Source organism: Bacillus sp. SRB_8, assembly GCF_003264205.1.
GTDB lineage: Bacteria > Bacillota > Bacilli > Bacillales > Bacillaceae_G > Bacillus_A > Bacillus_A mycoides.
The window spans coordinates 262,949-276,687 of record NZ_NADT01000008.1 but is presented as its reverse complement, the minus strand read 5'-3'; the positions used below and the strand labels follow the sequence as shown (position 1 = coordinate 276,687).

The 13,739-nt window shown below is 32.9% G+C and carries 16 protein-coding genes; 9 read left to right on the top strand and 7 right to left on the bottom strand.

Features of this window, described 5'->3' with window-relative positions:
* Positions 1 to 115 precede the first annotated feature (115 nt).
* The 5 genes from rsbV (at position 116) to B5P40_RS08180 (ending at position 3,508) form a co-directional block, all read left to right on the top strand.
* Complete coding sequence (rsbV, locus tag B5P40_RS08200; RefSeq protein ID WP_063217525.1) at positions 116 to 454, top strand: anti sigma b factor antagonist RsbV; 339 nt, start codon at positions 116 to 118, stop codon at positions 452 to 454.
* A gap of 6 nt (positions 455 to 460) precedes the next feature.
* The gene (gene rsbW / locus B5P40_RS08195; protein ID WP_000970215.1) at positions 461 to 943 is read left to right on the top strand and encodes an anti-sigma B factor RsbW; all 483 of its coding nucleotides are present in this window, start codon (positions 461 to 463) and stop codon (positions 941 to 943) included.
* The gene (gene sigB, locus B5P40_RS08190; RefSeq protein WP_061674063.1) at positions 906 to 1,682 is read left to right on the top strand and encodes an RNA polymerase sigma factor SigB; all 777 of its coding nucleotides are present in this window, start codon (positions 906 to 908) and stop codon (positions 1,680 to 1,682) included. Before rsbW ends, sigB begins: the two co-directional genes overlap by 38 nt.
* 69 nt (positions 1,683 to 1,751) lie before the next feature.
* A complete protein-coding gene (locus B5P40_RS08185) occupies positions 1,752 to 2,192 on the top strand; it encodes a ferritin-like domain-containing protein (protein ID WP_113709102.1) in 441 nt (146 codons plus the stop codon).
* Between the two features lie 173 nt (positions 2,193 to 2,365).
* Positions 2,366 to 3,508 carry a fused response regulator/phosphatase gene (locus B5P40_RS08180; protein ID WP_113709101.1) on the top strand — a complete coding sequence of 381 codons (1,143 nt, stop codon included), beginning with the start codon at positions 2,366 to 2,368 and terminating at the stop codon, positions 3,506 to 3,508.
* A gap of 39 nt (positions 3,509 to 3,547) precedes the next feature.
* Here the strand turns inward: B5P40_RS08180 and B5P40_RS08175 are convergent, their stop codons facing one another.
* The 3 genes from B5P40_RS08175 to B5P40_RS08165 form a co-directional block, all read right to left on the bottom strand.
* Complete coding sequence (locus tag B5P40_RS08175; RefSeq protein ID WP_113709100.1) at positions 3,548 to 4,405, bottom strand: CheR family methyltransferase; 858 nt, start codon at positions 4,403 to 4,405, stop codon at positions 3,548 to 3,550.
* A gap of 16 nt (positions 4,406 to 4,421) precedes the next feature.
* Positions 4,422 to 7,112 carry a response regulator gene (locus B5P40_RS08170; protein WP_113709099.1) on the bottom strand — a complete coding sequence of 897 codons (2,691 nt, stop codon included), beginning with the start codon at positions 7,110 to 7,112 and terminating at the stop codon, positions 4,422 to 4,424.
* A 206-nt stretch (positions 7,113 to 7,318) separates the two neighbouring features.
* Positions 7,319 to 7,570, bottom strand: a complete 252-nt coding sequence (locus B5P40_RS08165; RefSeq protein ID WP_002168986.1) for a hypothetical protein — start codon at positions 7,568 to 7,570, stop codon at positions 7,319 to 7,321.
* 235 nt (positions 7,571 to 7,805) lie between these two features.
* Between B5P40_RS08165 and B5P40_RS32705 the strand changes: the two genes are divergently transcribed.
* The 4 genes from B5P40_RS32705 to B5P40_RS08150 all read left to right on the top strand — a co-directional run bounded on the left by B5P40_RS32705 (position 7,806) and on the right by B5P40_RS08150 (position 9,435).
* Positions 7,806 to 7,946, top strand: coding sequence for a hypothetical protein (locus tag B5P40_RS32705; protein WP_002011076.1), 141 nt, complete (start codon positions 7,806 to 7,808; stop codon positions 7,944 to 7,946).
* Between the two features lie 36 nt (positions 7,947 to 7,982).
* The gene (locus B5P40_RS08160) at positions 7,983 to 8,495 is read left to right on the top strand and encodes a general stress protein (RefSeq protein ID WP_113709098.1); all 513 of its coding nucleotides are present in this window, start codon (positions 7,983 to 7,985) and stop codon (positions 8,493 to 8,495) included.
* A gap of 286 nt (positions 8,496 to 8,781) precedes the next feature.
* A complete protein-coding gene (locus tag B5P40_RS08155) occupies positions 8,782 to 8,985 on the top strand; it encodes a DUF4028 family protein (protein ID WP_078176879.1) in 204 nt (67 codons plus the stop codon).
* Between the two features lie 138 nt (positions 8,986 to 9,123).
* A complete protein-coding gene (locus B5P40_RS08150) occupies positions 9,124 to 9,435 on the top strand; it encodes a YbjQ family protein (RefSeq protein WP_000637510.1) in 312 nt (103 codons plus the stop codon).
* A gap of 630 nt (positions 9,436 to 10,065) precedes the next feature.
* Here the strand turns inward: B5P40_RS08150 and B5P40_RS08145 are convergent.
* From B5P40_RS08145 to B5P40_RS08130, 4 genes are all read right to left on the bottom strand, one after another.
* On the bottom strand, positions 10,066 to 10,371 hold the full coding sequence (locus tag B5P40_RS08145; RefSeq protein WP_113709097.1) for a hypothetical protein: 306 nt from the start codon (positions 10,369 to 10,371) through the stop codon (positions 10,066 to 10,068).
* A 55-nt stretch (positions 10,372 to 10,426) separates the two neighbouring features.
* Entirely contained in the window at positions 10,427 to 11,617 is a 1,191-nt protein-coding gene (locus B5P40_RS08140; RefSeq protein ID WP_113709096.1) for an MFS transporter, read from the bottom strand.
* 70 nt (positions 11,618 to 11,687) lie between these two features.
* Complete coding sequence (locus tag B5P40_RS08135) at positions 11,688 to 12,368, bottom strand: FadR/GntR family transcriptional regulator (RefSeq protein WP_113709095.1); 681 nt, start codon at positions 12,366 to 12,368, stop codon at positions 11,688 to 11,690.
* A 163-nt stretch (positions 12,369 to 12,531) separates the two neighbouring features.
* On the bottom strand, positions 12,532 to 13,521 hold the full coding sequence (locus B5P40_RS08130) for a zinc-dependent alcohol dehydrogenase family protein (RefSeq protein WP_113709094.1): 990 nt from the start codon (positions 13,519 to 13,521) through the stop codon (positions 12,532 to 12,534).
* Between the last annotated feature and the right edge of the window lie 218 nt (positions 13,522 to 13,739).

Here is a 13,739-nt window from a genome sequence, read left to right as displayed (position 1 = left end):
AGTGTTAAGCTGAGAAAGGTGTAGAAAATTTATTTATAATTAAAATGAAAAAATATGTTTAAAACTAATTTTTATGGGTAATTAAATAGTAGTAGTTTGAGATAAGGGGGCGGAAATGATGAATTTGGCAATAAATATTTTGCAAAATGAGTTAGGTTATACAGTACAACTTAATGGTGAGATTGATGCGTATACGGCATCAGATTTAAAAAATAAGGTAATGCCTATTGCAAGTGAGAAAGAGGTTTATATAGTAGTAGATTTTAATAAGGTAGATTATATGGATAGTACAGGTTTAGGCGTTTTTATAGCGCTATTAAAAGCAATTAAGAAAAATGATGGAAAACTAGAGTTTATTGGTGTATCTAAAAGACTAAAAAGATTATTCGATATTACAGGACTAACAGAAATATTAAATTTGAATTCCGATTTTGAAAAAGTAGAAAGAAGGTGACTAGGGATGATGGAGAAATTTGAAAAGATAGAAATGAAAATTCCTGCAAAAGCAGAATATGTGGCTATTATTCGTTTAACAATGGCTGGTGTTGCGAATCGAATGGGCTTTGCTTATGACGATATAGAAGATATGAAAATTGCTATTAGTGAAGCATGTACAAACATTGTACAACATGCATATAAAGAAGACGTTGGAGAAATTACAATTGTCTTTGGTCTATATGAAGATCGATTAGAAATTATGGTTGCGGATAATGGAGTTAGCTTTGATTTTAGCACCTTAAAAAGTAAAGTTGGTCCGTATGATATTAATAAACCAGTAGAACATTTGCCGGAAAATGGTTTAGGTTTATATTTAATAAATACGTTAATGGATGATATACAAATTATGCATGATGAGGGCATGACAGTTTTAATGACAAAATATATACAAAGAGAGCAGGTGGAGAATGATGGAAATCCAATCTCAACCTACAAATCTTACTAAAGAAGACGTTATTAAACTAATTGCAGAATTCCAACAAAACCAATGTGATGAAGCGCAGGAAAGATTGGTTAATCATTATAAAAATCTCGTATATTCCATTGCATATCGCTATTCAAAAGGTGGGCCGATGCATGAGGATATTATACAAGTAGGAATGTTAGGGCTCTTAGGCGCAATAAGAAGGTATGATTATTCGATAGGGAATGCTTTTGAGCCGTTTGCAATACCTACGATAGTAGGCGAAATAAAGAAGTATTTACGTGATAAAACTTGGGGTATTCATGTTCCAAGGCGAATTAAAGATTTAGGCGGAAAGATTAAACTTGCGATAGAGGAGCTAACAGATCACCTGCAACGTTCACCGAAGATTATAGAGATTGCAGATCATTTAGGACTATCCGAAGAGGAAGTGCTAGAAATTATGGATGCGAAAAATAATTATCAAGTATCTTCCTTAGATGATGTAGTTGAAAATTCATCTGATGGAAGTTCGGTAGCGAGAATTGAATCTGTAGGTGAAGTAGAGCAAGGATATGAACAGACAGAAAGACGTCTCGTTTTAGATGATATTTTTAACGTATTAAATGATACGGAAAAGAGTGTTATTCATTATATATTTGGAGAAAATTTAAATCAAAAGGATACAGGAGAGCGGTTAGGCATTTCACAAATGCACGTTTCTCGTATTAAAAGACAAGCGATAAGTAAATTGAAGCAAGCAGCGTTTTTAGATACATAAAAATTTAAAATAATTATGTTTAAAACATGAGAAAAGGGGTAGTTATTAAGTATAGGAGGAGATATAAAAATGTCACATGATGTGAAAGAACTAATCAAAGGATTGAATGAAGATTTAGCAGGAGAATACTCGGCAATTATTATGTACAACCATAATGTAGCTACAGTTTCTGGTATATATAGACAAGTGTTAAAACCTTTCTTTGAATCTGAAATTAGTGATGAACAAGGACATGCCCTATATTTAGCGGAGAAAATTAAGACGCTAGGTGGTACACCTACTACGATCCCTTTACCAGTGAAACAAGTAAAAGATGTTAGAGAAATGTTAGAAGAAGCTAGACAATCAGAATATGAAACAATTAAGCGTTATGAAACGAGAAAAGAACAGGCAGCGAAATTAAATATGACAGAGTTAGTTGTAAAGTTAGAAGATATGATTGCAGATGAAACAAATCATATGGAAGAATTAGATCGTCTTTTAAATGACAAAGCGATGGTGTTAAATTAATAGTGGAAATTTATAGAGTGAAAGAACAAACTCTCATTTCTAGGGGGTTTGTTCTTTTGCTGTATAGATACGTATGAGTAGGAAATTTTTATTTTATAACTGAGTATGTAATACTAGAAAAATAGAAAATGATAATAGATTTACATTTTAAATAAGAAAAGGGGAAATAACTTGTGTCCATTTTAATTGTCGATGATAATCCGGTTAACATCTTTGTAATTGAAAAAATTTTAAAACAAGCCGGATATCAGGATCTTGTATCGCTTAATTCTGCACAAGAGCTTTTCGAATACATCCATTTTGGAAAAGATTCTTCCAGGCATAATGAAATTGATTTAATACTATTAGATATCATGATGCCTGAGATTGATGGACTTGAAGTTTGTAGGCGATTACAAAACGAGGAGAAGTTTAAAGATATTCCTATTATTTTTGTAACAGCTTTAGAAGATGCGAATAAATTAGCTGAAGCGCTTGATATAGGTGCAATGGATTATATTACGAAACCTATAAATAAAGTTGAATTGTTAGCCCGTATGCGTGTGGCATTACGCTTGAAATCGGAATTAAATTGGCATAAAGAACAAGAGGAAAATCTTCGTAATGAATTAGATTTAGCTACACAAGTACAAAGAAACTTATTAAGTAGCCCATTAAGAGAAGATCATATAAAAATTGAAGCAAGTTACTTACCTTCATTCAAACTAGCTGGAGATATGTATTATTGGTATAAAATCGATGAAAACCGCTACGGTATTATATTATTAGATGTGATGGGACATGGTGTATCTGCTTCATTAGTTTGTATGTTTATTTCGTCTGTATTACGTGAATCGATTAAATGTTTAATCGATCCGGAACTTGTCATTAAAGACTTAAATAAATATATGACTCTTTTACATAATGAGAATGACAATATTCCATATTATTTTACAGCGATATACTTAGTAGTTGATACAGAAAAGAGAACAATTGAATATGTAAATGCAGGACATCCTTCTGGATACGTTTTAGTTGATGAAGCGAATGTAGTGGAACTAAATCGCGGGAGTTGTGCGGTAGGATTTTTTGATGAAATAAAAGTTAAAAAGACAGTTATACCTTTTGAGAAGAACGCTCAAATTGTATTATTTACAGATGGTGTTCTTGAAGCAATTGCAAATGATGAATTTGAGTCTGAAGAGAAATTACGTGCTTTTACAGAAAGAAAATGGGGAGATTTAGAAGAAGAGATAGAAGGGTTTTATAAGGAAGAACAGAAGAAAACACAATCAGATGATATGTGTCTAATTATGATACAAACGAATGCGAAATAAAAAGCGTATGAAATCCAAACATAGGATTTCATACGCTTTTTATTGTATTTTTTGATAGATTTGTTCGTTAGGATTAAATTGGATATAATGCGGCATTATATCTGAAAAACGAAGAGTTTCTTTATTTCCTAAACATAGGAATCCATTGTGGCCTAAACTTTCATAAAATAGTTGCTGTACTTGGTTTTGAAGTTTACTCGTAAAGTAAATTAAAACGTTACGGCAAAGTATAATATGAAATTCGTTAAAAGACTGATCAGTTACTAAATTATGTTGCGCAAAAATAATGTTTTGTAACAGGGATGGATTAAAATAAGCAAAACGACTATCTGTTGAATAATAGTTAGAAAATGCTTGTGTACCGCCAGCTTGTAAATAGTTTTTCGTATAAGTTTGCATTTTATTTAACGGAAGGATGCCTTGTTTTGCTTTTTCTAACACATTTGTATTCATATCTGTTGCGTAAATAACAGCTTTTTCACTTAATCCTTCTTCGTGAAGTAAGATGGACATTGATAACACTTCTTCACCAGTTGCGCATCCAGCATGCCAAATTCTAATTTCAGGATACTTTTTTAATTCAGGAATAACATGCTCTCTTAACGCTTTAAAAAAAGTAGGGTTACGGAACATTTCAGTTACATTAATGGAGAAATCATTTAATAACTGTTCTAAAAACCCTTCCTCATGAATTACTTTTTCAATTAATTTTGAAATGGTAGGGATATTAGAGAGCTGCATTCTATTACAAATTCTTCTATAAATAGATGTGCGAGCATATTGGCGAAAATCAAATCCTGATAGTTTAAATACCGCTTCCAATAGTAATTCAATTTCTAAGTTCGTGCGCTGATCCATATCTACGGATGGATCAAAACTATAATACTTATTTTCCACTTAAACTAAACCTCACTTATTTTATTAACCATACACTCATTACCGAATAGAGTTGATGTAAATTTAATGGTTTACTTATATAATCTGAAGCGCCAGCAGATAAACATTTTTCCTTATCATTTGGCATTGCTTTAGCAGTTAATGCAATAATAGGTACTTCATGTAACCCTAAATTTGTTCGGATATTTTCCATCGTTTCATAACCGTCCATATTCGGCATCATAATATCCATTAAGATAAGGTCAATATTTGTATTGTTTTTAAGTATTTCTAAACACTCTATACCGTTTTGTGCAGTAATAATGTTGGCATGTTGTTTTTCTAAAGCATTTTGTAATGCAAATATATTTCGATGATCATCATCGACAATTAAAATGGTTTTCTCTTGAAAGACGTTATTTGTTTCTGGAGTAACTATAGGTTCTTCAACAACTTCAGCAGGAATAACGTCATCTATCGTTGCTGCGACTTCTAAACTGGATAACTGTATATCATTTAACCCATTTGGAAGGTTAGGAATATATACTGTGAAAGTACTGCCTTCTCCTAAATTACTCTCTAACGTAATCCAACCGCCTAATAATCTAGCAAACTCTTTACAAATAGATAAACCTAAGCCTGTACCACCATATTTCCGAATCGTTGCTCCATCTGCCTGTTGAAAGGCTTCGAAAATGAGTTGATGCTGTTCTGTAGCGATACCAATACCAGTATCTTTTACTGAAATTGTCATCCAATCTTTACTTATAGACTGCATATCATGACTCAAATTGGTTGTTTCTATCGAATTGAAATGTAAAGAGACGGATCCTTTTTCCGTGAATTTAAATGCATTGGATAATAAGTTTTTAATAATTTGTTCAATCCGTTTTGCATCTGTATAAAATAAATCAGGAATAATATCACTGTCTGCAATAGTAAGTTCGACATTTTTTTGTGCAGCAATATGTAAAAAGTTTTGCTGCATATTTGCTGCCATGTCACTTATGTTCGTTGCTTCAAAAATGACGTCTAGTTTTCCGGCTTCTACTTTAGATAAATCTAGTATGTCATTAATTAGAGTAAGTAAATCTTTTCCTGATGAATGAATGACGGTTGCTAATTCAATTTCATCATCGGATAAATGGTTATCATGATTTTCTCTTAACATTTCAGATAATAGTAAAATACTATTTAACGGTGTTCGTAATTCATGGGACATATTTGCTAGGAATTCTGATTTGTATTTTGAACTACGTAATATTTCGCTTGCTTTTTCTTCTAATTCTGATTTAGTAATTTCTAAATCAGTTGTCTTTTGTTCAGCCTCTTCAGTTCTAGACTCTAGTTGTTCATTCGTTGTTCGTAATTCTTCGGCTTGCATTTGTAGTTCTTCAGCTTGCGTTTGCAATTCTTCTGATTGAACTTGTAACTCCTCCGTCATTGCTTGTGATTCATGTAAAAGCGTTTGAATTCGCATACGTCCCATAATACTATGGATTGTTAGACCTAGGTTATCAACGGTTTGTTGAATTAAATCTTGATGTAAGTCTGAAATCTCAGTTACACTTACTAACTCCATTACTGCGATCACTTCATCTTCAAATAAGATAGGGATGACTAGTAGGTTTTGAGGGCGTATTTCTAATAAACCGCTAGTGACATAACGAAATTCTTCTGGTATTTCTCGAAGAATAAAGCTTTGTTTTTCTAAAGCACATTGCCCAATTAAACCTTCACCCATTTTAATGGATTGTTTTCCAATATCAGAACCTTGATCGGCGAAAGAAGCTTTCTTCACATAGTAGACAGTTTCTTCAACTTCTTCACGTACATAGAATGCACCGCAAGAGGTTTGCGTTTTTTGTATAATTCCACTAAGAATTTTTTTACCTAACATCTCAATAGAAGGTACACCTTGATACATTAAAATTAATTCTGCAAGCTCGGTTTGTAACCACTCTCTTTTAGATATTTCGTCTAGTAGGTGGTTCGTTGTATGAGCAAGCTCTTTTATTTCATCCCGCGTGTTTACATGAATTCTTTCAGTAATTTTTTCTTTAGAAGAAATGGATTTAATAGCTTGAATTACGTTTTTAATCGTTTTTGTAATGGAATTCGAAATATAGAGTGAAATGATAATAGAAATACAAGAAAGTAAGAACAATAAACTGTATAACCAAATCTCTAATTTATTATTTTCAGTATCTAATTGTGCAGCTCTTTTTTTCGTTAGTTGCTCCTCTACACCACGGAAGTTAGTTAGCTGCGATTGTAATGACTGAATTTGAGTCGTGTCGATTGCTTGTATGTTATTACTATTATGATTTGTAATTAATGGATGAATCTCTTTATTAATCCAACTATTAATATTTTCGTTAATCTGTTTTAATTTTTCTTGCTGAGAGGGGTTATCCTCTAATAGAGCCAAAAGATCTTGATAATGTTTTTCGTAATCCTTTTCCGCAGTGTTCAGGGATTGCACGTAATTTGCGTTATTAGAAGTAATAAATCCTTTCGCTTTATTTTCAATTGTTAGCAATTCTTTCTCCACTTGATTCGTTAAATTAAGAACTTTAAAATCGTGATCAATAATAAAATTACGAGATTTTTGTAAATTGGAAATCTCATTGTTTAACATAATGAAAGAAATAAGTAAGAACAAAATCATAACTAAATAACCAGCCATAATTTTGTAGCGAATACTAAATTTTGCTTTCGATTTCATTAAAAATTCCTACCTTCAAGATTATTAAAAGTTTTCTATTGTAAAGAATGAAAAACGTAATATATATTATATCAGTTTTCATAAGGCCAAACTAGAAATCCCCCTATTGTATTAGGGGGTCTCGTTTTGAATAGAGGAAATCATTTTGAAATATAAAAACATATATGAAAAGTAACGATCGAGGGAATAGGGGGATAATAAAACTTTTAAGAAGGAAAGAGTGTTCTTAAAGCTTTTTTTGCATCTATTCCTTCAAAGATAAATAATACAAGCTCTCTCTTTTTTACAGTAAGGAAAAAGGATATTAATGTGCTTAAGCTTTTAATAGAAGTAAGTGTTCCGTGTTTACTTATAAATAGATTAGTTTGAAATGTTGTCATTAAAGCATAAAAATGATGAATCTGCTTTATTGTAGGTGTTTCATTATAAAGAATAGTAGTAGATTGGATTGCATTCATCGAAATATTCCTTTCTGTATAGTAAGCATAACAATATAAACATACCCGTTTTAAAAAATGTTAAACATATAAATAAGAAAAATATAATTATAGTTTTTTAGGTTTAGAAAGGGTTACGAAGGGTATACATATACTACAAAGAGATTGACTGAAGATGAATTGTAAGATTTCTATGTTTAGTAGATTAGTCTATCAAAATATACTTTTACTTTAAATAAAAAGGAGTCTGGTATACATGAATGAAATGATGATTGATATTACATTTGATTTAATTTACTTGTTAAGTAGTTCGCTTGTAATGCTTTTACTATTCGCTTTTTTCGTAAATGGTTATGTTAATAAGAAGGTTAGTGTATACAGAAATGAAGAAAGATAAAGATACATTATATAAAACTTTAGGAGGTTAATAGTTATGGATGTAGATAGAAAAATAGTAGGTATTTTTAGAACAATTGATGATGCGGCATTCGTTATTAATGAATTAAATGAAAAAGGATATGCAAAAGATAACATTTCAGCTATTGCGAAGGATCAAAAGGAAATTGAATATCTGGAAGAAAAATCGGGTGAAAAAGTGAATAATGAAACTGCACATAAAGCGGATATCTTTTCAGCAACAGGTCTTGTAGCAGGAGGAGTCGCAGGAGGACTTGGTGGTTTATTAACGGGTCTTGGTATACTTGCTGTTTCTGGAATGGGTCCAATCGTAGCAGCTATTGGAGGAGCCGGTATTGGCGGAGGAGCTGGAAGTTTAATAGGAGCATTTATCGGATTAGGAATTCCCGAAGAACATGCTAAAAAATATGAAGAATACATTTACGATGGAAATATATTAATTTTAGTAGATGCAAAATTAGATGATAAGTTAGAAATCTATAAAATATTTGATAAGCATAATGCCTATAACTCTGATTTCTTTAAATAATATTTACTTCACATATCAATTATGCAAAATATAAACATAGTGAATATCGTTTTTTGATCTTACAACTTTGGCGCGGCCGAGGAGTCGTATGACTATAAGAGAGGAAGGGCTTATAGTAAAAGATCAAGTTCTATTCTGTTATCCCGCTATTTGTGGGCAGTAAGACCCCCACCTCAAAATTCAGTGAAAGCAAAGAAGTTAGGTGGGGGTCGGGCTGCCCGTAAAAGCCCGATTGGTGAGGGCTGATTAAAGTTTCACTTTATTGAAAAGGGAAGGGTGTCTTTTCGTGATTGTAAAAATATTAAAGGATAGTAGTAATAGTTTCCTTTGTACGGTTCAAAATAAAAATGGAGAGAAGTATGTGAAGAAATGGTTTAGTAAACATGAAAACAATGAAGAATTAGGGCGACCAACCTTTAAAGAAGTAGAAAAGGACTGGAAAGAAAATAGAAAATCGTTTATATATCCTAATGTTAAAGCGCTTTATTAAAAATAATAGACGTTTCATTCTTACAAAATTGTCACATTCATGTAAGGTAATTCAATAGATTAGATACTTTTTCCATGTCATAATAAAGACATAAGAAAGCTAATCAAAAAACTATAAGTTATTAGGAGAGTGTCAGTCATGATTGTAACAACAACGTCTGGAATCCAAGGTAAAGAAATTATTGAGTATATTGATATTGTAAATGGTGAAGCTATTATGGGTGCAAATATTGTTCGTGATTTATTTGCTTCCGTTCGTGATGTTGTCGGTGGTCGTGCTGGTTCTTACGAAAGCAAGCTAAAAGAAGCTCGTGATATCGCAATGGATGAAATGAAAGAACTTGCAAAACAAAAAGGTGCGAACGCTATCGTTGGTATTGACGTAGATTATGAAGTTGTTCGTGATGGAATGTTAATGGTTGCTGTAAGTGGTACAGCTGTACGTATATAAGTAAGTAAAAATACAGGCTCACCCCTTGAAGCTTATGCTTTAAGGGGATTTTTTTGTTTCGTGATTAAAGTTAAAATGAAGAAGAGTTGATGGCGTATTATAAGTACAAAAAATAAGATGATGGCGAATGTACTGGCTCGCTAAAATGATATAACCGCTTAAAGGATAAGCTGAAAAAACTATACTGTACATATGTTTAAAATAAGCAAAACGTTATTGTAAAAAATGCTAGGATTGCTCCTAGCATTTCGTGAGGGGGTATTGCACGGGAATTTAGATAATAAGCAGACGTACCCACTTATTTCAAATGTAGTATATATTGTTTTCAAGGAGAAAAGTAAGAAATACAACAATCTTTATATATGTTTAACGAGAGTGTTAACTTTATGATAAATAATAAAATTGTTATTTGGGGTAAGGAGAGAATGAGTGATATGGATAACTTTAAAGGTGGTTAAGAGGAATTTACAATGAAAACAAAAAAGCGGATATATAAAAGAGGGAGGAGAGGAAAATCAATAAAAAAGGTGTATAGGATGTGAAAGGTAAGGTGATAGTGTTGATGCAAAAATAAAGGACAGTACATATTGTATATGACTACTATGTACTGTCCCGATGATTCTTTTTGGATTATGAAAAGTTGTTTCCTGTCTTGCTATAAATTTCATAGGCGAAATAACCAAATAAATAGCCTATTCCAGATCCTAAACTAATGGAAAGTAGTGAGGAATCCGGAAAAAACATACCGAAAATCAAACCAATCATACAGCCAACAAGCATTCCCATAGGTATTAAACTATCTAATAACAGTTGAGCTTTTTGAGATTTTTTCTTACCTAATTTTCCGTTCTTATATTTATGTTCCAATCTTTTAATTACAAATACTATAATTCCACCAACTATTACAACAGGCGCGATTGCCGAAATGAACCACATGTTAGAAGCTCCTTTCGTTTTTAATTAAATTATACCATATATTAACATTTGAAATTTAAGCGGAGACAAGATCTTCTGCATTTCTTTTCCTTTTATTCATGACTAAAGTTAATAGGAATAAAAGGAAGCTTAAAAGTGCCATTATAATAAAAACTTGCGTATAGCTATTAAAATAATCACGAGCGATTCCTGCTAGGACAGGAATGAATCCGCCCATAATATATCCTCCTGACTGCATCATAGCAGTCCATGCACTCGCATCTTCTGAAGTTTTTGTTTCATATAGCGGTAGCATAAGAGCGAGTGGAAATACGCCGCCGAGCCCGATACCTAGTAAAATAGAAGGGATCCATGGTGTAGTTAGTGGATAAATCATAAGCGATAAACCTGCGAGTACGAAGCATATACTCCCTAATAACCAAAGTGCGCGGTTTTTATAAATATCCGCTAATGTTGGAATTAAAAAGCTGCATATCATTTGAATAACTGTAAAAACGGTTATAAGAGTACCTGCTTGTTCGCCACTTACGCCCATACTTTGATTTGCTGGCGCAAGCCAAGTCGTAATGGAATAAAAGATTCCTGATTGTAGTCCGAAAAAGATTGTAAACAACCATGCTTTTTTATTTCTTAAAGGCAAGCTATTATTCTTCTTATCTCGTGTACTCGTATTCTTTTTTCGTTTCATAACCGGATACCAAAATATAATAGCGATAATAGTAAGTACACCCCAAAAAGCGAGTGCCATATTCCAATCGTCTTTTAATACATGTTGTAAAGGAATCGTTAATCCTGCGCTTAAAGAAGCGCCAGTTCCCATGCCTACTGAATATATTCCAATCATTAAGCCGATTTTCGTAGGGAATTTTTCTTTAATAAAACCTGATAGTAACGGACCTGCAAGTGCAATTCCAATGCCGATAAATAAAGAGCTCGCGAATAATGTGGCAATAGAAGAGGTAAAAGCCCTCATACATGTTGCGAAGCCAATTAAAATAAGACAAGCCATAATTGCTTTTTCTGCCCCATATTTTTTAATTACCTTCCCAGTTAGTAAGGCGAATGTCCCCATACAAAAAACAGGAATAGCTGTTAAAAAACTAACGGAAAAATTGCTTATATTTAAGTCTTGTCGGATTGTTTCTAATAAAGGTGAAACAGATGTAATTCCGATACGTAAATTAATGGAAACAAAAAATAGTGCTAGTATATACAAATAAGTGCGTTCTCGATGTTTCAATTTAATTTTCTCCTCTCTTAAACATCAGATGTTATTGAGTATATCATCTGATGTTTGAATGTAATATATAAGGAGCTTATTTTAGCTCCAAATTTTGAACAGCGTATGTTCGTGCCTCTTCGGCATTTTGTTTTAAAATAGCTTGGAATAACTTTTCATGAATGTCAGAGTTATCTTCATAGTTCGCTGTATTTAATATTAATTGGCTTAAAATGTGGCGAAGGGCAGGTACGAAAGATTGATATAAATCAAGTAGAACTTCGTTTTTACTCGCCTTTGCAATGGCTAGATGAAACTGAATGTCTGCATCTATGTATGCTACATAATTTCCTTCTTGAAGGGCATTTTTTCTTTTATTTAAATGTCCTTTTAAGTATAAAAGATCCTCTTCGCTTCGGCGCTGTGACGCTAACATCGCTACTTCTTTATCTAACATATTTCGTGCTTCATACACATGATTAATATTAGCTGCTTGCAGTCGTTTTTCAAATGAATCTTGCGTTGTATTTAGTGAAACAATACGAGTACCTTGTCCTTGTCGAACTTCTAATATGCCAGCATGTACTAATATCTTTATGCTTTCTCGCAGCGTTGAACGTCCTACACCTAACTCTTCCATTAATTGCGGCTCTGTAGGGAGGCGATCACCAACTTCATACTCGCCAGAAAAGATTTTTTCTTGTAAACGTTCCAATACTTCATCGACTAATTTTCGGCGAGAAACTTTTGAAAAAGATTTCTTTTCGTTTATATTCATCTGCTCATCTCCTGTTATATTCGCTTTTATAATAACCAATTTAAGGTCTGTTGACAATGTTATTTTTTAGGTAGTTGAAGCGGGATACTAAAATAGGGTTTATAAGACATAAAAAAATCTATTTTGAAAAAATCAATCAAAATAGATCTTTCAATAGCATTTACTAACTCGTCAAAAACACTTTCCCTTTCGTTTTCTCAGCAGACTGCACGACATCAACCGCTGTTTTCACATCCGCTAAGTCATATGTAGAATGTACCGGCATAAAACGTAATTGCTTGTTTTCCACTAAGCGAATTAAGTGACGAAACGTTTCTTGCCATTTATATGGTGATACTTCTTTATTCCAATGTCGTAAATGAAATATGTTCGCGTGCACTTTTGCTTTCGTGACAATCTCTGCCCAGTTAACTTGTATTCCTGATAGAAGGCCGATCGTTAAAAAGCGCCCGTTTGGACGTAAGGAGAAAGCTAATTCATTTCCATCCGGTCCTCCGATAGAATCAATCGCTGCATCTGCACCAAGCCCGTTTGTTAACTCCATAACTGTTTCATAAAGTGGGGCAGTGGAAGTATCTATTACATATTCAGCACCGAGCTGAAGTAATTCCTCTGTATGTTTACTATTTCTCGTAACTGCAATTAATCGGAAGTTTAAAATTTGTGATAATTGAGCAAAAAGATGACCAATAGCGGATCCACAAGCATTTACTAATAAAACGTCATTCTGTTTTAAGTTTAGCGTTTCTGTGCATGTGACCCACGCCGTAAGGGGATTAATATACATTTGTGCCGCTGTGAAATCATCGATGGAATCAGGAATAGGAACTACAAAATCAGCTGATGTCTTCACATACTCTTGCCAAGTACCTTCTCCGCGTAACGGTAAAACACGTTTACCGATAAGATCTCTAGTAACGCCCGCGCCTACATCTTCTACAATACCAACCCCTTCATAACCAGGTATGTTAGGTAAAGGGATCCTATGGGCGTACGCTCCGGTTACGGGAATTAAGTCAGATGGATTAATCGGTCTAACTAACATACGAACTAAAACTTCATTATCTTTTAATAGTTCTATATTTTTATATTCAACTTGTAATACATCTTTTGGGTTACCAAACTTATGAAATTGAATGTATTTTCCGTGCAAGATAAACGTTCCCCCTTAGTTTGATTGGGTTAATTATAGCATTTTTGGTTTAAATGATTATTTCATTAGCACTAAATAAAAGGGAACAGAAAGTCGTCGTTTATACTTTGAGGAGATTTTGATTGTGCAAACTTTTAAAATATACATTAATTATGTAGCATTGTATGGATTGCTGAATAATAATCTTACATAAACATCAATGCATTTCGATATACAAT

What these genes read in the sequence shown, in the direction of transcription:
- rsbV (WP_063217525.1), top strand. Translation starts at nt 116, where the DNA reads ATGATGAATTTGGCAATAAATATTTTGCAAAATGAGTTAGGTTATACA.
- rsbW (WP_000970215.1), top strand. Translation starts at nt 461, where the DNA reads ATGATGGAGAAATTTGAAAAGATAGAAATGAAAATTCCTGCAAAAGCA.
- sigB (WP_061674063.1), top strand. Translation starts at nt 906, where the DNA reads ATGATGGAAATCCAATCTCAACCTACAAATCTTACTAAAGAAGACGTT.
- B5P40_RS08185 (WP_113709102.1), top strand. Translation starts at nt 1,752, where the DNA reads ATGTCACATGATGTGAAAGAACTAATCAAAGGATTGAATGAAGATTTA.
- B5P40_RS08170 (WP_113709099.1), bottom strand. Translation starts at nt 7,112, where the DNA reads ATGAAATCGAAAGCAAAATTTAGTATTCGCTACAAAATTATGGCTGGT.
- B5P40_RS08165 (WP_002168986.1), bottom strand. Translation starts at nt 7,570, where the DNA reads ATGAATGCAATCCAATCTACTACTATTCTTTATAATGAAACACCTACA.
- B5P40_RS32705 (WP_002011076.1), top strand. Translation starts at nt 7,806, where the DNA reads ATGAATGAAATGATGATTGATATTACATTTGATTTAATTTACTTGTTA.
- B5P40_RS08160 (WP_113709098.1), top strand. Translation starts at nt 7,983, where the DNA reads ATGGATGTAGATAGAAAAATAGTAGGTATTTTTAGAACAATTGATGAT.
- B5P40_RS08150 (WP_000637510.1), top strand. Translation starts at nt 9,124, where the DNA reads ATGATTGTAACAACAACGTCTGGAATCCAAGGTAAAGAAATTATTGAG.
- B5P40_RS08145 (WP_113709097.1), bottom strand. Translation starts at nt 10,371, where the DNA reads ATGTGGTTCATTTCGGCAATCGCGCCTGTTGTAATAGTTGGTGGAATT.
- B5P40_RS08135 (WP_113709095.1), bottom strand. Translation starts at nt 12,368, where the DNA reads ATGAATATAAACGAAAAGAAATCTTTTTCAAAAGTTTCTCGCCGAAAA.